Source organism: Tetragenococcus koreensis (assembly GCF_003795145.1).
GTDB classification, from domain to species: domain Bacteria; phylum Bacillota; class Bacilli; order Lactobacillales; family Enterococcaceae; genus Tetragenococcus; species Tetragenococcus koreensis.
Genome location: NZ_CP027786.1, coordinates 1,359,350 through 1,376,839 on the forward strand (window position 1 = coordinate 1,359,350; position 17,490 = coordinate 1,376,839).

Genomic DNA, 17,490 nt, shown 5'->3' on the forward strand with positions numbered 1-17,490 from the left:
CAGCACCTATCTTGCAGCGCTGCACTTATTGCTATTTTGCTTCATAATGAAAATTAGGATCAATGGCTTTATCTAATTGATCAAAAGATGCTTGTAACCGTTGTTCAACCACTTGCATCCCTGCTTCATCCGTTTTTTTGATATCGCTAAGATCAATGGCTTCGCCAAAGCGGACTGTAACACGTTTTCTCTTAAATAAATCCTTCAACGTCAACGGGCCTTGATAGACACAAGGGACAATCCGTACTTTCGCCATACGACTGATGACTACTGTACCTCCTTTTAACTGTGATGAATGTCGGGTACCACTGGGAAACATCAGTAAACTTAGGTCCGTATTGCGTAATAATTTTACCGGCGTTTTAATGGTGCTAGGTCCCGGATTATCTCTTTTCACGGCAAATGCATTGGCATGCACCAAAATAAACCGTAAAATCGGATTTTTAAATAATTCTTCTTTGGCCATAAACGCAAATTTTTTAGGGCTTGCCGCTACAGCCAGGTAAAGCGGTTCCCACCATGTTCTATGGGGGGCAACTAAAATATAATTTTCATCTTGCGGCAACAAATCTTTTTTTTCATAATGAGCATTCCCATTAATTAAAAATAAAAGCACCTTGACTAGACCGCGCATAAATATAAAAAACATAGTCTCTTTCCTTCAATACAAACTTTTGATTCTAAAAATAGTATGCAAGAAAAACATCAATTTGACAAGTTTTTTATTCGAGCTTCATTTTAATTTTTAAGAAAAAAAGGTATAATACTTGGGAAATATATATAAGGAGATAGCTGCTACATGTGTTTAAAAGAAGATGAGCGTATTGACCAACTTTATGCCAAAGATGTTAAGATTATTCAAAGTTCAAACGTTTTTTCCTTTTCATTGGACGCCGTATTATTGGCCAATTTCCCCAACATTCCTAAAAAAGGAATAGTTGTTGATTTATGCGCCGGTAATGGCGCCGTGGGTTTATTTGTGGCTAAAAAAACAAAAAGTAGGATTTATCAGATTGAAATCCAAGAAAGATTAGCAGATATGGCGCAGCGCAGCGTTCAATTAAATCATTTAGAAGATCAAATCGATGTTTTACCAATCAATCTAAAAGACAGTTTAAACAAGATTTCCAGCGATTCGTGTGATTTAGTCCTTTGCAATCCACCTTATTTTAAAAATTTACCCACAAATCACAAAAATCCAAATCCTTACTATGCCACAGCACGCCATGAAATCCATACCAATTTAGATGAAGTTTTGTTTATTTCTTCTAAGTTATTAAAAATGAACGGTCATTTTGCTATGGTTCATCGGCCAGAGCGTTTTTTAGAAGTTATTGACCTGATGAAGAAAAATCGCTTAGCCCCTAAACGAGTGCAGTTTGTATACCCTAAAGCGGGAAAAGATGCTAATATTCTATTAATTGAAGGAATAAAAGACGGGAAAACAGATGGTTTCAAAGTCCTCCCACCTATGTTTACCTACGATGCTGCCGGTAATTATTCCTTAGAAACGCGTAGGTTGCTCTATGGAGAATAAAAAGCAATATTTTTATGTGCTGCTTTGTAAAGACAACAGCTTTTATGGCGGCTATACAACGGATCTCACGCGACGTTTAAAAGAACATAATCAAGGAATCGGCGCCAAATATACACACCCCAAAAGTCGCCGCCCTCTGGATATTATTCATGCTGAAATGTTTGAAACAAGAAGCCAAGCAACAAAAGCTGAAGCCTTTTTTAAGAAGTTATCACGTGCAGAAAAAGAGACTTATTTACGCTTGCATCAAGATAAAAACGTCTGGCATAAAGCGCTCTAAACAGAGTAAATGCCAGACATTTTTTATTGTAATATAGCAGCAACTTTTTGATTTCCATAGATGCTTTTATTGCCATTAAAGACAAAGGCAACGCTGGAAACAATAAAGAAATAAGGAAGATTTTCAAAACCAAATACCTCAGCGCCAATCATTATAGGTGCTAAGAAAGTATTCGTTGCACTACCAAAAACACTGACGTATCCTAAAGCCGCAACGAAAGCTGTAGGTAATCCAAAAAAGCTACTTAAGACTACTCCTAAAGTTGATCCTATGGCAAATAATGGAGTTACTTCCCCACCTTGGAAGCCCGCAGCTACTGTCAAAATCGTTAAAACGGCTTTTAACAACCAATCGTAAGGATTAATAGTGCTAGCAGAAAAACTAGCATCGATCAAATTGGTTCCTAAACCAGCATAGCGCCCAGAAAATAACAGTAATAGCAATAAACTCAGTAAGCCCCCAACAATTCCAACTCTACGTACTGGGTTCGGAAGCTTTTCAACAAATAGATTTTTCATTTTATTTAATGCGCTTGAAAACGCACCACCACATAGCCCAAAAATAATACCTAAAATAATGAGTTTAATAAAAATTCCAGCATCAATACTTGGTGCATTTTCAATCGCTACCGAAAATTTTTCTAGACCTAGCCACTTCGAGGTAACATCGGCAGCAAAAGCGGCAAATAACGTCGGTAACAGTGCATCATAACGAAGTGCGCCGACAGTTAGTACTTCTAACGCAAAAAAGCTCGCAGCAATTGGCGTCTCAAATAAGCCAGCAAAACCTGCTGCCATTCCCATGATAATAAATTGACTAGCGTCGACTCGCTTCATAAATGAACTAGCAGCCAATGAAATACTAGCGCCCACTTGAATAGCGACCCCTTCCCGACCTGCACTGCCACCAAATAAGTGCGTAACCCAAGTTCCCAAGATAACAAAAGGAACTAGCCTTTTGGGAATATTGTCTTCTTCTTGATGTCCCGCTTTAAAAACCAGGCCCATTCCTTTTGAACTATTTTTGCCATATTTCAAAAAGTAATAGGTAAAAATCATTCCTGCTGGCGCTAAAAACGGAATAAGTAATAAAGAATGTTCACTCCGAAAATCAGTTAAATAAATTAAAATTCGTCCAAAGACAGTATCTATTGCTCCCACAACGATACCAATCAGAACGCTTAAAATTAACATCATCCCTAGGTCACTTTTAATAAATGGAACTCTTTTCATACCGACACCTTGCCTTCGCTTTACTATATAATCGACTTAATGCAGTCTAAAATCTGTTTGTAATAAATCCTTTTCTAACTTTAAAAAACAAAAAAGCCTGTTACATACCAAAATCCATTTAAGCAATACACATTCATTGTACGCTAAATAAACTCTAATATATAACAGGTACCATCAACCGTTCTCGGTAATTATAGGGAGTACCATCCCTTTTTTAAATATTAGCATGATCATAATTTAACTTCAATATAAGCCATAGAATTATGGGACAAAGTCAGGGATCATTTCATTCATTTTCTCCTCGCAACATAAAAGACTAATGAAATTATAATAAAGACCATAAAAAAACGCGACTGACACAGTCTAATTACAGGAACAGCGATTTTTCGCCCACTACAAAACCTCAGTTAGTCAATTTCTTTATCTATCAGGAGCAACGCCTTTAATTAATATATCTGTCCACTCTGATACGTATGGTTTCATCTTTTCATATACATCAGGATTTGACAGCCCCTCTACCATTGCTTGAAAAAAATAAATCAAAAATTCATCCGAATATTTTAGAGCCACTTTTCCTTCTTTACGTCCCCGATAAAACAAATCAAGCATCATCTCTTGATTTTCCTTAACATACTGATTTATCAAAAAAGTTAATTCATCATCTTTTTTTTCGGTCATATAGGCCATCATCTCTAAATAAAATTGTTGGGTAATCTTATTCAAATAACCAATTTTATTTTGGCTCAATGCGACTAGTGTTTCATCAAAAGGTTTATTTTGATAGACAATTTCTCTAGCTTCTTCAATCATTTCTTCTATATAATTTTTAAATACTTTACGAATAAGGTTTTCTTTATTATCAAAATACTTAAAAATCGTCGTTTTCCCAACGTTAGCTTCTTTAGCTATTCTTTCCATTGTTATATTGTCTTTATTGCTATCATTTGTATTCAGTAAGTTAAAAGTCGCTTCTAGAATCTGCTTTTCTTTTTCCTCTCTGCGTTTTTCAAAGCCATTCAAAATAATACCTACTTTCTTCCTGTTATTTTCTTCTATGTTATACGCAAAAATAAAAACTATCAACCCTATTTTTCTCCTTCAATATTGACTATGTGGTAAAAATATAATAATATTAAACTTATAAAAGGTTTATAGTCTTTATTTATAGGTATTAATCATTAATTAAAAACTAAAAAGTCGAATATAGTTTTTAACTAAACTTAAAGTAATATTTAGAACTTCACTATGAGCGAATTTAAAAAGACAAGGAGGCTACAAAAATATGAAAGAAATCATTAAGACAGAAAATGTACAAAAAAAGTTTGGGAAGTTTCAAGCTTTAAATGATGTAACTTTTTCTGTAGGAACAGGCGAAGTTGTAGGCTTTATTGGACCTAATGGTGCTGGAAAATCTACGACCATTCGTATTCTGTTAGGCATTATTAAACGAAGCGCAGGACAAGCAGAAATTTTCGGAAAAGACGTATGGAAGGAGAGTCTTGCGATACACAAACGCATTTCTTATGTTCCAGGTGACGTGTCGCTTTGGGAGAATCTTACCGGTGGAGAGATCATTGATTTATTTATGAAATTGCACGGTAGCGGAGATAAACAAAAACGCGATGAACTCATTCAACGCTTTGAACTAGACCCAAAGAAAAAAGCCAAAGGATACTCAAAAGGAAATCGACAAAAAGTCGGGTTAATTGCTGCACTGTCTGTTCAATCAGATTTGTATATCTTTGATGAACCTACTTCTGGACTTGATCCATTGATGGGGGCTGTTTTTCAAGAAGAAGTGCAAAAAATCAAAGATGCAGGTAAAACAATTTTACTCTCCTCACATATTTTAAATGAAGTAGAACATCTAGCAGATAAAATCGTCATTATCCGCCAAGGGGAAATCGTGGAATCAGGTACCCTTGATGACCTACGACATTTAACACGTCCTACGGTAACTTTAGTCACAGAAAAAGACGTGGCCAAAATGGCTGAAACAAATGGCGTGCATAATTTTCAGCAAACTGGTAATCAAGCCGTATTTTCTGCTGAGAATAAGTTTCTTGATGATATTTTATTAGAAGCAAGTAAATTGGGAGTTAAAAAATTCGAATCCATACCCCCTACTCTTGAAGATCTGTTTATGCGTCATTACAAAGGCTAAGCGTTGAAAGGAGGGAAAAATACAGTGCAGGAAAAATTTAACCGAACATTTACTCTACTCATCCAATATTTCAAAAGGGACTGGCAGAAAATCATTCTCTGGATATTAGGCGTTGGACTATTCTCAGCAGCTTTCGTTCCAGCTTTTGAAGAAATGGCAAAAGGGGACGGATTGCAAGGGATGTATGAAACGCTACAAAACCCTGCGATGATATCAATGGTAGGACCGACATCCATAAATTCAGCTGCCGGTTATACATTAGGAGCGATGTATGCTCATGAAATGTTGCTATTTTGCAGTTTATTTTCTATGATCATTGCCACTTTGCATGTGATAAGTCATACTCGCAAAGAAGAAGACCTTGGATTAACTGAACTTGTCCGTTCGTTTCAAGTGGGACGCCAAGCGAATTCTCTTGCGACTATTATCGAAACAATACTTATTAATGTTTTATTAGCGATCTTTATTAGCAGTATCATGATCAGCTTTAATGTTGATACCATTTCTGTTGAAGGTTCTTTATTGTTTGGATCTACTATAGCTATGGCAGGTATTATTGGAGCAGCAATAGCTCTGATCATGGCACAAATCATGCCAAATTCTTCCGGAGCAACAGGTGCATCGCTAGGAATCGTAGGGCTTTTGTATATTATTCGTGCAAGCACTGATGTTTCAAATATTGATTTGTCTCTATTTAATCCTCTAGGTTGGTCTTACTTAACGTATCCTTTTACTGAAAATAACTGGTCCATTCTTGTTTTTGCTATTATTTTTAGTTTAATTGCCATCATCATTGCTTTTACACTCGAAGGAAAACGAGATATGGGAAGTGGTTATTTACCGGAAAAAGAAGGTAGAGAACATGCCAAAAGATCTTTATTATCTGTTCCAGGTTTATTTATCAAAATTAATAAAGGCGTCATTATTGCTTGGTTGGTAGCTTTTGTCATTATGGGCGTTGCCTATGGGGCTATTTATGGTGATATGGCAAGCTTTATAGAAAGCAATGAACTCATCCAACAAATGTTTACTGCTTCTGGTATTTCCATTGAAGAATCATTTACCAGCACGATTATGTTAGTGATGATTTTCTTAGTTTCTATTTTACCTATCAGCGTCGTGAACAAATTATTTTCAGAAGAAAGCCGTCAGTATTTAAGTCAATTTTTCGCAACAAAAGTATCGCGCAGTAAACTCTATTGGACAACTGTTATGCTAGCGATTTTCTGCGGACTCACAGATATTTTATTAGCTGCAGGTGGGCTTGGAAGTACAGCTCTTCTTTCAATGGATAATAATTCTTCAATGAATCTATTAGATTTTCTTGCTGCTGGCTATAATCTTTTACCAAGTGTTTTATTTTATACAGCTCTTGCAAGCCTAGCACTTGGATGGGCGCCAAAATTGGGGAAAGTGGTTTATATTTATCTTGGATACTCTTTTATACTGAGTTATTTCGGAGATATTATTGACTTGCCCGAGTGGTTTCTTAATACTGCCGTTGAGAACTGGCTTGCTCATATGCCGATGGATAACTTTGAACCGATTGCTTTCTTTGCCATCACAGCCATCAGTATAGCACTCATGTTCCTCGGCTATCTAGGCTATAATCGACGTGATTTGATTGAGGGTGCTTAGCAGAATATTGCAAATTATTAATCCTCTCTTTCACTTACTCAACTATCAGACCCCTAATACTATTCATTTCTATCTCATTATCGATAATTAGGAGCATTCTCGGAGAACAAATGTCTAAAACGTTATCCAATTTTTCAATTTCGGATAACGTTTTAGTATTTCATTATCTATGATTCTATTCTTGGATAACGTTTTGTCTGGTTTCTAAAATTTTTTCACCTAATAAAGTTATTATATAGTCTTCCTTTCAAGATAAAAAATTATACTTCCTTACTAGCCAAAAAACTGCGTACAAGATAATAACTTGTAACGCAGTTTTATTTTCTATAATTGATTAGGACTTTGTCGATCAAATTTCACCTCTGGTCGTTTCTTATGGCCGTAAATTCTAGGCATTAGCTTTTGATCGATAAATGGTGCACAAATGTTCATAATAATAATGGCAATACCTAGGCCGCCTGGATAGTCAAATACAATCCGCAAGAGAGCCGTTAACACGCCCCCTCCAATCGCAAATACCGTTTTTCCTCCTGGAGTTAATGCACCCGAACTATAGTCAGTAGCCATATACGTTGCGCCAAAAAATAACGTTCCAGTTAAGGCATGGGTAAGCATAAACTCTAAATCAAAACTTCCCCAAAAACACATGACTAACACAGTTGAACCAATAAATAAAAGAGGAATTTTGGGGCTGATTATACGTCGAAAAATTAAATACAACATCCCAACCAAAATCGCTAATTTAGATGTTTCCCCAATATTTCCGCCTAAATTGGCTCCCAAAAATAATTCTCTTAAAGCTGGAACCTGGTTAGAAACTGACTGGGCGCCATGGCCAATAAATTCTAGTGGCGTCGAAGAAGAAACAGCATCAACGCCACCATAAGGACCACCCAAAAAACCAGTCGGTAATATCCAATCAGTGAAAAATGGCGTAAAGAATATTTTCGCACATACACGCGCGGTTACAGCAGGATTTAAGTAGTTACGTCCTATGCCACCATTTCCCAAACCAGCATTCCATTGCTTAACAACGACAATAGCGAAAATAGAAGTCACTGTTACCACCCAAAGTGGCACTGTAACTGGAAAACTTAATCCCAATAAGGTTCCTGTAACTAAAGCGCTACAATCACTAATCGTTACTTTTCGGTGCGTCATTTTTTGAAATACGTATTCTGATAAAACCGCAACACCGCTTGCAACAACTAATTGAATGAACACCCCCCAGCCAAAGAAATAAACAGCCGCAATCATTGGCGGAACTAAGGCTATCAACATTTCGATCATAATACTTTTAGTTGTCCGCCTTGTGCGAATGTGAGGTGAAGGGCCTACTTGCAATTTGTTCTGCGCTTTTTTCATATCAATTGAATTATCCATATGCTCATCCCTCCTGTTTCGCTTGAATGGCTGCTTTGGCCCCACGAATATTATCTAATAACGGAATCTTAGAGGGACAAATAAAAGAACAATTACCACATTCGATACAATCCATTGCTCCTAACTTCTCAGCTTTTTCAATATCCCCGCGTTCAAAAGCTTCAGAAATTAAGATCGGTTGTAAACTTACAGGACAAACATGTAAGCATTCTGCACACATAATACAATCTTCTGGCTCATCGATTTGCGCTTCTTGGCGAGTTAAGACTGAGACTGCAGTCATCCCTTTGCTGATAGGAACACTTAAATCACCGACTGCTCGTCCCATCATCGGACCTCCAGATAAAACTTTTCCTGGGATTTCAGAAAATCCTTCACAATCATCAATTACAGACTCTATAGGGGTGCCAATTCTTACTTTAAGATTTTGGGGATTTCTAATCGGTGTGCCAGAAACAGAAATGACACGTTCAAGCAAGGGTTCGCCAAGTTCACAAGCATGATAAACAGCCCTTGCGCTGGAAACGTTTAGTAAAATGACATGTACATCTGCTGGCAATTCGCCTGGTTGGACTTCTCGTCCAGTCAGACTTTTAATCAAATTTTTTTCAGATCCTTGAGGGTACATTGCTTTTAGTGTTTGCACAGTCACCTTTTTATTATCTGCTGTTGCTTTTTCCAACGCTTTTTTCACATCTTTTTTGTTATCTTCTATCCCGATATAAATATTTTTTAAGTCAGGATATAATTGTGAAACGATATCAATACCTTTAATAACCTCGTCCGTATATTCAAACATCACCCGATGGTCCGAGGTAGAGTACGGTTCGCATTCAGCGCCATTAAGTATAATGGTGTCAATTTTGGCTTCTTCCGGAGGAGCTAGCTTAACCGCAGCCGGAAAAGTGGCCCCACCCATTCCCACAATACCTGCTTTTCTAATCGTATCTATGATTTTTTTGTTTGTCATTTCACTTGAATGGCCTGGTTTAACGATCGGCTCAGCTCTGGTGTATGCATAATCATTTTTTACAATGACACTATCAACTTCGCCGCCTCCAGCTTGCGGCCGTTTTTCAATTGCCACAACTTCACCAGAAACTGATGAGTAAACATGAGCTGAAACAAAGCCACCTTCTTTTGCAACCATTTGGCCTACTTTCACTTGATCGCCCACTTCAACAATAGGATCAGCCGGCGCTCCAATGTGCATCGCAATGGGATAAACCATTATTTTAGGCACTGAAGCTTCTACAATAGGTTTACTATCGGTAAACCCTTTCTGTTCATCGGGGTGTGCTCCGCCTTCTTTATACATAAATGAAAATTCCATATGTTGCCTCCTTTCTAAATTATTAACCCTACATACTTTATAATCATTACAAAGTATATGTGACCGCCTTCATTTTCCACCCTAATTATGCAATGATTTTCTGATTAAACTCATGTTTTCAAGGAAGATAAACAGTTAATTATACTAATTACAGTATACATTATACATACTTAAATAAAAAGACGAGATCAATTACTTTCTTTGTTTGAATATCCAAAAACACTATGGATTTAGTTATGAGTAATACAAAATTATTTTTATAGGTAATGTAAAATAACCGCTTATTTATGTAAAAAGTACGAAAAAAGCTCTCAGCAAATTATTTCAGAACCATTTGTGATCCTTGTTACTTACTTCGCTGAAAGTTCATTTAATAAATGCTATTTTTTATTTTCTATACTACAAAAAAGCTTCTGTATGCAACTAGGCACACAGAAGCTGTTAATTTTCTAATTCATTTTGGGAATAACTTTGCTTTCACAGTTATAACTTATTTACCAGCACGTTTGACATAAGAGCCTTCTTGCGTGTTGATTTCTAATAATTCGCCTTCTTCTACAAAATCGGGCACATTTACCACTAAACCTGTTTCTAATGTTGCTGGTTTACCAGAACCAGTTACAGTAGCTCCTTTAATCGAAGGTTGGGTTTCTGTTACACGTAGTTCAACCGTAGTTGGTAATTGAATGCCGATGACTTCACTGCCAAAAAATTGGATTTTTACTTCCATGTTTTCTAACAAATATTTCATTTCCTCTGCAATATTTTCAGTTGGAATTTCATATTGTTCATAGGATTCCATGTCCATGAAATAAGCGGTATTATCCATTTCATACAAAAATTGTACCGTTCTTGTTTCAATCATTGCTTGTTCAAACTTATCTTCTGGACGGAAAGTCGTATCATATGTTGTGCCTGAGCGCACATCTCTTAGTTTCATGCGCATAACTGTATTTCCTTTACCTGGTTTATGATGACTAGCTTCTAACACTTTAATTAATTTGCCATCTTTTTGGACAAATGTCATCCCAGCTTTTAAATCACTTGCTGCAATCATAATTCATTCTCCTTTGTTCGTAAGAATCATCCTTTACCATACTAACACAAAAGCCCATCAATAGGCTAGTTGAAATAAATGTTTTACTAAGGATCTTCTTCTTGTTCTTTGTTTTGCATTAATTTTTCATTATAAAATTCCGATTTTTTCATTAGTTCATTTTGAAATTGATCGTAACCTAACTGCTCAATCAGTGTAGATTGGTTTGAAAACAGATTAACACCTAATCCCATTCGATTACCAGGTATCTTTACGCCCAATGCGGATAAGGTGGTCGGAAACATATCCACTGCGCTAAATTCGCGTTTTTTATTGCGTACACCTTGTTTATCTGCATTTAAAAATAAATTAAATACAGTTCGTTGATATTCTGGATCAACAGATTCAAAAAAGTCGCTATCCATAGTCAAATGATCACCCACCAAAATCACAGTCGTATCCTCATAAAAAGGTTGTTTTTTCATCCATTCCAATAGCTGCGAAACTTGTCTATCTGAATCATGGATCACATTACTGTACTGATCGCCAAATAAATCGGGCGTCTCTTCTGTCGCATAACCATCTTCAAAATGAGTATCTGCAGTAAGCATGGTTAGATTAAAGGGCTCATCTTCTTGCGAAAGCTCATTTAAAGTTTCTTTAGCATAATCGAATAATTTGCGGTCTTCATAGCCCCACCATTCATAGTAGTCTTCTGAAATGCGACCAGTATCTACTGCCCAATGGTAATCACGAATATCATAATCGCCATGTTGAGTGAAGTATTTGTCTCTACCGGCAAACTCAGCTTCCGAGCCCATTAACAGCGTCTGATTATAACCTTGTTCATCTAGGATTTCTCCTAAAGCATAGGCACCAGGAAAATATTCAGCACTATTTTCCTCATCGCTTTCCGAGCTATTTAAACTGGTGGAAGGCCGCAATGGCAACCCGGAAGTCTGAGCCACCATAGAACTAGCCGTTTGGTTTGCACCCGGAATCTGTAACATACCACCTAGTTTATTCGAATTAGAAAAATTAATCCCCTCATTTTGTGCTAAGTCCGCAAAATGAGGTAACAAGTTATTTTCTTGGATACCGCCCAAATCTTTAGAAAAATAACTACTTTCCATCGATTCGAGATAAATATAAACTAAATTCCGCTTTTTCTTAGGAAATTTTAAATCTACTTGTTGTGGATTCACATAATGCTCATCATAGATATTGGTATTTTCAAAATAAAATGCTTTGATATCTGCATATCCCATTTCCTTGCCACCTAAAAAGATACCAAAAATCAGTCCAAGCAGCCCAATAATTACAACTTTTTTTGCGCTAAAGTGAGGTTGTTTTTGTAAATGAAAATGGCCAAACTCAAACGTACAAGTCGTTGCAAAATAGAGCAGCGTCACAATGGGTAGTGTGATCAATAACGCCTCAAGCAGTGGATCCACGAAATAGTTAATAATCTGTCCAGTATCGCTTCCGCGGATAGGTTGTGTCATCGTAAATAAAACTTGATCAAAACTGGTATTGTCTATTCCTTTCATCGCATAACGACTACTGGAATACGCAAGAAATCCTAAAAAGATCAGTATAACTGCTAGACTATAAATCACCCAATTTTTTCTTGAATACTGATATGTTTTTTTCAAATAGCCTTTTTTAAATAATTTCCCAAAAAGAAGAACCACACTAACCGTAATAAGTGCAGTCAAAAGGCTGATCCAACCACTTTTTTCTTCGTTAAATTGTAAGAAAAAATAAGATCGCCAATCTGAAAGATCTATTTTTTGCTGATTATATAAAAATATCGTTGTTCCTAAGTATAAAAAACTTGCATAACAGAGTGTAAACCGGCGTCCGAAACTCTTTTTGGACGTTTGTTGACAAATCAAAAATACAAGTATAAGAAATATGAAAAGCACGAGCAAAGACCCCTTTTCCATCTACCTCATATTTGTGATATTATAACACAATTAATCACTAAAGGTATGAAAGAATAGTGAAACTTAAACGTAAAGAAACATTTCAAATGATTAAAGTGTTCCTTTTTTAAATAGCTGAAAACAAGCTTACCTTGGTTTCTTTCTCTAGCTTTTTTACCCCATCAACAAAATTAAATAGTTAACACCTGGCTTTTTCGATGAATAAAGACATGTAACGCAAGCCCCAAAGTGGAATCTATATCGTCAAACTAGGTGTTAACAACCGGTAAAAAAAGGCTGTGACATAATTAAAAATACCCGAACTATATTTGATGAGTTTCCCTAATTGTCGTGAATTTGCGACGAGCAATCGCAGGAGCAGCGTATTGTGCGACGAGTAATCGCAGGAGCAGTGTATTGTGCGACGAGTAATCGCAGGAGCAGTGTATTGTGCGACGAGTAATCGCAGGAGCAGATCTTTTATAGTTCGGATATTTTATTATCAAAGAAACTTATGTCACAGCCTTTTTAATTCCCTTTTACCAATAAGAATCATTACTAAAAAGAAAAATTCAATTAAAATAAAAAAGAATAAGAAGCAATGCATAAAATATTGTTCAGGCAGCACATTAATAATTGGATCTGTCACTGGGTCAAACATCCAGTCATCATTAGAAAAAAATAATTCGTGGAAAGTAACAAAAAAAGTATCAAATCCTACTGCCATTAAAGCGCCCAAAAAAACCGGTGCAACCATCCCCCATTTAAATGGTTGAATCAACCGCCAAAAGCGCTTATTCTTTTGCAAATAGAAGAAAAAAAAGATACTAGGAAACATTGTTATTAGAAAAACCACATAATCAAAAATAAATAATTTTTTTACATCGTAGAAATGAGCTCTGCCTCCTGTTGACATAGGAAAATCAGGTAAACTCAGTTCTGTGACCCAAGGTCGATTTAAAAAAGCCATCAGTTGATCGTAATTTTCCAATAATCTTTCTTTGCTTAAATTCACATAATCTAAAATATTTAAATAATCAATATCTGCTACATAGATAAAACGCGCGTTAATTGTTAAAGCAACTGCTAAGCTGATGAATGTTAAATAAAGACAACAGATGCCTAAACGTTCAAACCAGATTTGTGATTTTTTCATTTATCAATGTCCCATTCATCTAGACTGTCAAGCACGTAAGTTGGTGCAACGGGTAGTGAAGGCACAGCTTCTTTGGGAGTAAATCCGGAAAGAACCAGCAAAGTATCAATTCCATTATTGATACCTGAACGAATATCTGTTTCATAATTGTCACCCACCATGAGCACCTCATCTTTGGTTAACCCAATCCGATCTAAAGCTTTTTCCATAATAACAGCTTCAGGCTTACCCACATAAATGGGTTCGGTTTGTGTCGCAGTCTCTAGCAGGCTAATCAGTGCGCCAGCACCTGGAACCAGGCCTCTTTCATTTGGCAAATTCTTATCCGAATTAGTACCGATAAAAGTTGCACCCTTTTGAACAGCTAATGTTGCAATCGTAAATTTTTCGTATGTTACTTGTGAATCAAGTCCTACCACTACATAATCTGGGTTATTTTCGTCCCACTCAAAACCTGCTTCTAAGATCAAGTCAATAAGGCCTGCTTCACCGATCACATAAACCTTGTCCCCTTTATCGTCGTCTTTCATATAATCAATGGTTGCTAAACTTGCAGTATAGATAAGGTCTGTTCCTACTTGAATGTTAAACTCATCAGCTAAACGCTTTTGTACTGTTTCTGGACTTTTAGTGGTGTTGTTAGTGACAAAAAGAAAAGGTAACCCTTTTTCTTGTAACGTATCAACAAATCGTTTCCCCGCTGGTATTGGTTTTGACCCTAAATAGATCGTACCATCCATATCAACTAAATAACCTTTATACGCCATTTTGATTAATCCTCTTTCTTTCGAATAACAAATTCTTTAGTTTCTTTTTGGGTAACCATTTTAGCCTTTTTTTCTTTCGTTTGTTTTTTCTTAATAACAGGTTTACTTTTTGTTTGCTTTGCTGTTTTTTCAGTTTTTTCTGCCACATGTGCTTGTTTGTTTTTCTTATTATGCGGCCTTTTCCTTCGACGATTTGTTTTTGGTTTTTCATTTTGTCGATCAACACATTCAATAACAAAATAAGCACATCCAAAATTGCAGTATTCATATAAATAATCTTCTAACATAGTGATCTTTTGATCAGGAGCTGACTTCCGATTTCTTACAGCAAAAAAGCCTTTTAAACGCAGTTGCTCATAGCCCCAGTCTCCCACGATATAATCATATTTTGCTAAAACATCACTGTATCTTTCACCTAATCTTGTTGCATCAAAACCTTCACGATAATTAGCAACTAGCTTATAACGTCGATTATCAATCATAAACTCTGTTTCATTTATCGGAAAAACTTCTTTTCCTTTTTGCGGTTTTTCTTTTTCATTATCGTCTACAATTTCTGATAAAACTGCTGTAACTTCTTCTGTTATATTTTCTTTATCTTTGGTCATTTTCTCACCGCCTAACCCTTATTATATCTTGTTTTCTAATGAAAGTGGATATTTTTGTGCAAGATAGTCGCCTAGTACTGTACGAATAAATTCTGGAAAAAGAAATTCCGTCTGTCCAGCAATTTCAATCGTGGGGAAAAAAGGGATAAACATAAAATGATCCACTGTTGTGAAACTATAAAATTTTTGTGGATCAATGGGGTGATTCAACCAACTGACCTCGTGGTTGGTCGAATCATATTGAATACCCGAATAAACAAGCTGACCAAAAATCTTTCCACGAAATCCCATCCCGCGAATTGGATAATTACGTAAAAAATGGCGATTTTTTTCCATTTCCAAAATCATCCGAATAACGTCTGAACCTTTTAGCGTGACACGGATCAAATGCATCGGATGCGGTAGAATCATATGTAATTCATCCTGATTGACTACACCTTTTGATAAGTCATCCAAAAAAAGTCCGGTATTTAAAATAGCTGCTTCAGTTGACCCTCGTTTTTTTACCGCCGCTAAGGTTTCATCTACTAATGAATACTCTTGTTGGTCGACCTTAAGCTCAAAAGGCAGCCAAGCTACTTTTTTTTCTTGCAACAACTTTTTACCCTCATCAGTATAACGAAAAATTTCAGCCTCGTCTTCAGGATAACGAATCATTTCCGCAGTAGCAAATGTATTTGCTCTAGTGGTATTTATCTGATGTTGTTCATTTAAAAAAAGACTAACTTCTCCTACATATTCACCAAATCTGCCTGCTGCAGCAAGCCGTGTATTCCCAACTTTTTCCCCATTGGGAAATAAATGATGTGTATGCGAACCTATAATAACATCAATTTCAGGCAGATCTTTGGCAATTAAACGATCGTCGCTAATACCCAAATGACTTAATAAAACTAGTACATCAACTTCTTGTCGTAAAAATTTAACAATATTGGGTAAAATATCCGTCCAATTCCGCGCGTCCCATCCGTTTGGTGTATAAGATAACGGAAAAGGAGCTGTAGCGCCAATCAATCCAACCTTTGTCCCAGCTTTTGTGGTCATGATTTTATACTCATTCGCCCAACCAGGCAATTGTAGCGTACTTTTATCAAAAAGATTATCTAAGATAACAGGAAACTCAGCTTCATCATACAAATGATTCAACTCGCTTTTAGCATTGCCAATCCCCTCGTTATTACCAATAGTCACTGCATCATAATGGACTTGATTCATTAATTTAATATTTGCCTTCCCATCTGTTGCTTCTGTTAGAGGGTGCCAACGATCACAAAAATCACCTAAGTCAACAGTAACAACCGTCTCATTGTCAGCTACTTTTTGCCGTTCTTGAAGAAAACGGCGAATTTTAGGCCAATTTTCAAAGTGTGAGTGTAAGTCATTGGTATGTAATATTCGTATCTTCTCCATTATCTCCCTCGTTTTCTATCAATTGCGATTTAAAAATACATAATATTTTTTTAAAGTATATATAAAAAAAGCAGGCAGCAAATATGCTCCTGGTTTTAGTTGGTATAACTTCATTAAAAAAATCGGGAAAACAGGATTTGAACCTGCGACCCCTTACTCCCGAAGCAAGTGCTCTACCAAGCTGAGCTATTTCCCGAAAACGATTGTTAAAACAGCCTTACTTCAAACAAACTGTTAACAAAGAGCAAGCAAAGCAAAATCGATAACACTAAATAACCTAGGCATATTCCTAGGTTTTCTTTTTTATATTCGGCTTTACACCATTGTTCTTGCTTGGTTATCATTCAGACACATGAGAACCGCTGCTTAGTGCTGCTTCCTTCCAGATCTGACACCCTTCACAACGTTCCCATTGTCCTAGCCTTTCGGCACTAACATTATATCGTATTTTTTTCGATATTACTAGTCTTTTTCTAAGATTTCTTTTTTCTTCCGCTTCTTCTCTACCCGTATTTTTTTAAAAAAATCGCTTAGTAAATCTGCACACGTATTAGCTAAAACCTCTGATTCGACATAGCACCAATGGTTAAAGCGTGTATCTTCTAATAAATTAATTAAACTGCCACAAGCACCAGCTTTGAGATCAAAAGCGCCAAAATATACTTCTTCAATTCGTGATTGGAGAATAGCTCCACTGCACATAGGACATGGCTCCAAAGTAACAAATAATTGGGCGTCTTCCAATCGCCAACTACCTATATTACTACAGGCTTCTTCAATCGCTGTCATTTCAGCATGTTTTAATGCATTTTGGGTAGTTTCCCGCAAATTATAACCGCGCCCAATAATTTGTTTATCTAACACGACAATCGCGCCAATCGGAACTTCAGCAAGGTCTAAAGCTTTATGAGCCTCTTTAATAGCTTCATTCATGAAAAAATACTTTTCTTCTGATGTCAACGAAGATTCTTTCACCTATCTCCCTCCGCTTAAATAAAAAATGCTGTGACATAAGCCA

16 protein-coding genes, 1 tRNA gene and 1 other RNA gene are annotated in these 17,490 nt (G+C 36.4%); 4 read left to right on the forward strand and 14 right to left on the reverse strand.

All coding sequences use genetic code 11. The annotated features are described in order from the left end of the window. Positions 1-31: 31 nt before the first annotated feature. Positions 32-649, reverse strand: a complete 618-nt coding sequence (locus tag C7K43_RS06500) for a lysophospholipid acyltransferase family protein (RefSeq protein WP_124006127.1) — start codon at positions 647-649, stop codon at positions 32-34. Positions 650-799: 150 nt separating this feature from the next. Here C7K43_RS06500 and C7K43_RS06505 point away from each other — a divergent pair, with 150 nt between their 5' ends. Continuing rightward, entirely contained in the window at positions 800-1,537 is a 738-nt protein-coding gene (locus tag C7K43_RS06505) for a tRNA1(Val) (adenine(37)-N6)-methyltransferase (RefSeq protein WP_124006128.1), read from the forward strand. Next, the gene (locus tag C7K43_RS06510; protein WP_124006129.1) at positions 1,527-1,817 is read left to right on the forward strand and encodes a GIY-YIG nuclease family protein; all 291 of its coding nucleotides are present in this window, start codon (positions 1,527-1,529) and stop codon (positions 1,815-1,817) included. Before C7K43_RS06505 ends, C7K43_RS06510 begins: the two co-directional genes overlap by 11 nt. Positions 1,818-1,840: 23 nt before the next feature. Here the strand turns inward: C7K43_RS06510 and C7K43_RS06515 are convergent, their stop codons facing one another. Both C7K43_RS06515 and C7K43_RS06520 read right to left on the reverse strand, forming a co-directional pair. Next, on the reverse strand, positions 1,841-3,049 hold the full coding sequence (locus C7K43_RS06515) for a chloride channel protein (RefSeq protein WP_124006130.1): 1,209 nt from the start codon (positions 3,047-3,049) through the stop codon (positions 1,841-1,843). Positions 3,050-3,469: 420 nt separating this feature from the next. Next, a complete protein-coding gene (locus tag C7K43_RS06520; RefSeq protein ID WP_124007252.1) occupies positions 3,470-4,069 on the reverse strand; it encodes a TetR/AcrR family transcriptional regulator in 600 nt (199 codons plus the stop codon). 262 nt (positions 4,070-4,331) lie between these two features. On the opposite strand from C7K43_RS06520, the gene C7K43_RS06525 reads away from it, so the two are divergent. Beyond that, the gene (locus tag C7K43_RS06525; RefSeq protein ID WP_124006131.1) at positions 4,332-5,213 is read left to right on the forward strand and encodes an ABC transporter ATP-binding protein; all 882 of its coding nucleotides are present in this window, start codon (positions 4,332-4,334) and stop codon (positions 5,211-5,213) included. A 24-nt stretch (positions 5,214-5,237) separates the two neighbouring features. After that, positions 5,238-6,851 (forward strand): ABC transporter permease, encoded by a 1,614-nt coding sequence (locus C7K43_RS06530; RefSeq protein ID WP_124006132.1) that lies wholly within the window; start codon positions 5,238-5,240, stop codon positions 6,849-6,851. A 324-nt stretch (positions 6,852-7,175) separates the two neighbouring features. Here C7K43_RS06530 and C7K43_RS06535 read toward each other — a convergent pair whose 3' ends face one another. From C7K43_RS06535 to tadA, 11 genes are all read right to left on the reverse strand, one after another. Then, on the reverse strand, positions 7,176-8,234 hold the full coding sequence (locus C7K43_RS06535; protein ID WP_124006133.1) for an RnfABCDGE type electron transport complex subunit D: 1,059 nt from the start codon (positions 8,232-8,234) through the stop codon (positions 7,176-7,178). A 4-nt stretch (positions 8,235-8,238) separates the two neighbouring features. Further along, positions 8,239-9,567, reverse strand: a complete 1,329-nt coding sequence (gene rsxC, locus C7K43_RS06540) for an electron transport complex subunit RsxC (RefSeq protein ID WP_168711995.1) — start codon at positions 9,565-9,567, stop codon at positions 8,239-8,241. A 490-nt stretch (positions 9,568-10,057) separates the two neighbouring features. Further along, a complete protein-coding gene (efp, locus tag C7K43_RS06545; RefSeq protein WP_124006134.1) occupies positions 10,058-10,624 on the reverse strand; it encodes an elongation factor P in 567 nt (188 codons plus the stop codon). A gap of 86 nt (positions 10,625-10,710) precedes the next feature. Next, a complete protein-coding gene (locus C7K43_RS06550; protein ID WP_226996632.1) occupies positions 10,711-12,321 on the reverse strand; it encodes an LTA synthase family protein in 1,611 nt (536 codons plus the stop codon). Between the two features lie 727 nt (positions 12,322-13,048). After that, positions 13,049-13,687 (reverse strand): TIGR01906 family membrane protein, encoded by a 639-nt coding sequence (locus C7K43_RS06555; protein ID WP_124006136.1) that lies wholly within the window; start codon positions 13,685-13,687, stop codon positions 13,049-13,051. Beyond that, positions 13,684-14,454, reverse strand: coding sequence for a TIGR01457 family HAD-type hydrolase (locus tag C7K43_RS06560; RefSeq protein WP_124006137.1), 771 nt, complete (start codon positions 14,452-14,454; stop codon positions 13,684-13,686). The genes C7K43_RS06555 and C7K43_RS06560 overlap by 4 nt, the downstream gene beginning before the upstream one ends. A 5-nt stretch (positions 14,455-14,459) precedes the next feature. Continuing rightward, positions 14,460-15,062, reverse strand: a complete 603-nt coding sequence (locus C7K43_RS06565) for a YutD family protein (RefSeq protein ID WP_124006138.1) — start codon at positions 15,060-15,062, stop codon at positions 14,460-14,462. A 21-nt stretch (positions 15,063-15,083) separates the two neighbouring features. Next, positions 15,084-16,472 carry a bifunctional metallophosphatase/5'-nucleotidase gene (locus tag C7K43_RS06570; protein ID WP_124006139.1) on the reverse strand — a complete coding sequence of 463 codons (1,389 nt, stop codon included), beginning with the start codon at positions 16,470-16,472 and terminating at the stop codon, positions 15,084-15,086. 122 nt (positions 16,473-16,594) lie between these two features. After that, positions 16,595-16,668, reverse strand: a tRNA-Pro gene (locus C7K43_RS06575). 142 nt (positions 16,669-16,810) lie between these two features. Then, positions 16,811-16,895, reverse strand: an RNA gene (gene ffs, locus C7K43_RS06580) — signal recognition particle sRNA small type. A gap of 39 nt (positions 16,896-16,934) precedes the next feature. Next, entirely contained in the window at positions 16,935-17,447 is a 513-nt protein-coding gene (gene tadA, locus C7K43_RS06585; protein WP_264371072.1) for a tRNA adenosine(34) deaminase TadA, read from the reverse strand. Positions 17,448-17,490: the final 43 nt, after the last annotated feature.

Coding starts and splice junctions, on each gene's coding strand:
- efp (WP_124006134.1), bottom strand. CDS start 10,624: ATGATTGCAGCAAGTGATTTAAAAGCTGGGATGACATTTGTCCAAAAA.
- rsxC (WP_168711995.1), bottom strand. CDS start 9,567: ATGGAATTTTCATTTATGTATAAAGAAGGCGGAGCACACCCCGATGAA.
- C7K43_RS06515 (WP_124006130.1), bottom strand. CDS start 3,049: ATGAAAAGAGTTCCATTTATTAAAAGTGACCTAGGGATGATGTTAATT.
- C7K43_RS06555 (WP_124006136.1), bottom strand. CDS start 13,687: ATGAAAAAATCACAAATCTGGTTTGAACGTTTAGGCATCTGTTGTCTT.
- C7K43_RS06560 (WP_124006137.1), bottom strand. CDS start 14,454: ATGGCGTATAAAGGTTATTTAGTTGATATGGATGGTACGATCTATTTA.
- C7K43_RS06535 (WP_124006133.1), bottom strand. CDS start 8,234: ATGGATAATTCAATTGATATGAAAAAAGCGCAGAACAAATTGCAAGTA.
- C7K43_RS06525 (WP_124006131.1), top strand. CDS start 4,332: ATGAAAGAAATCATTAAGACAGAAAATGTACAAAAAAAGTTTGGGAAG.
- C7K43_RS06510 (WP_124006129.1), top strand. CDS start 1,527: ATGGAGAATAAAAAGCAATATTTTTATGTGCTGCTTTGTAAAGACAAC.
- C7K43_RS06500 (WP_124006127.1), bottom strand. CDS start 649: ATGTTTTTTATATTTATGCGCGGTCTAGTCAAGGTGCTTTTATTTTTA.
- C7K43_RS06570 (WP_124006139.1), bottom strand. CDS start 16,472: ATGGAGAAGATACGAATATTACATACCAATGACTTACACTCACACTTT.
- C7K43_RS06565 (WP_124006138.1), bottom strand. CDS start 15,062: ATGACCAAAGATAAAGAAAATATAACAGAAGAAGTTACAGCAGTTTTA.
- C7K43_RS06505 (WP_124006128.1), top strand. CDS start 800: ATGTGTTTAAAAGAAGATGAGCGTATTGACCAACTTTATGCCAAAGAT.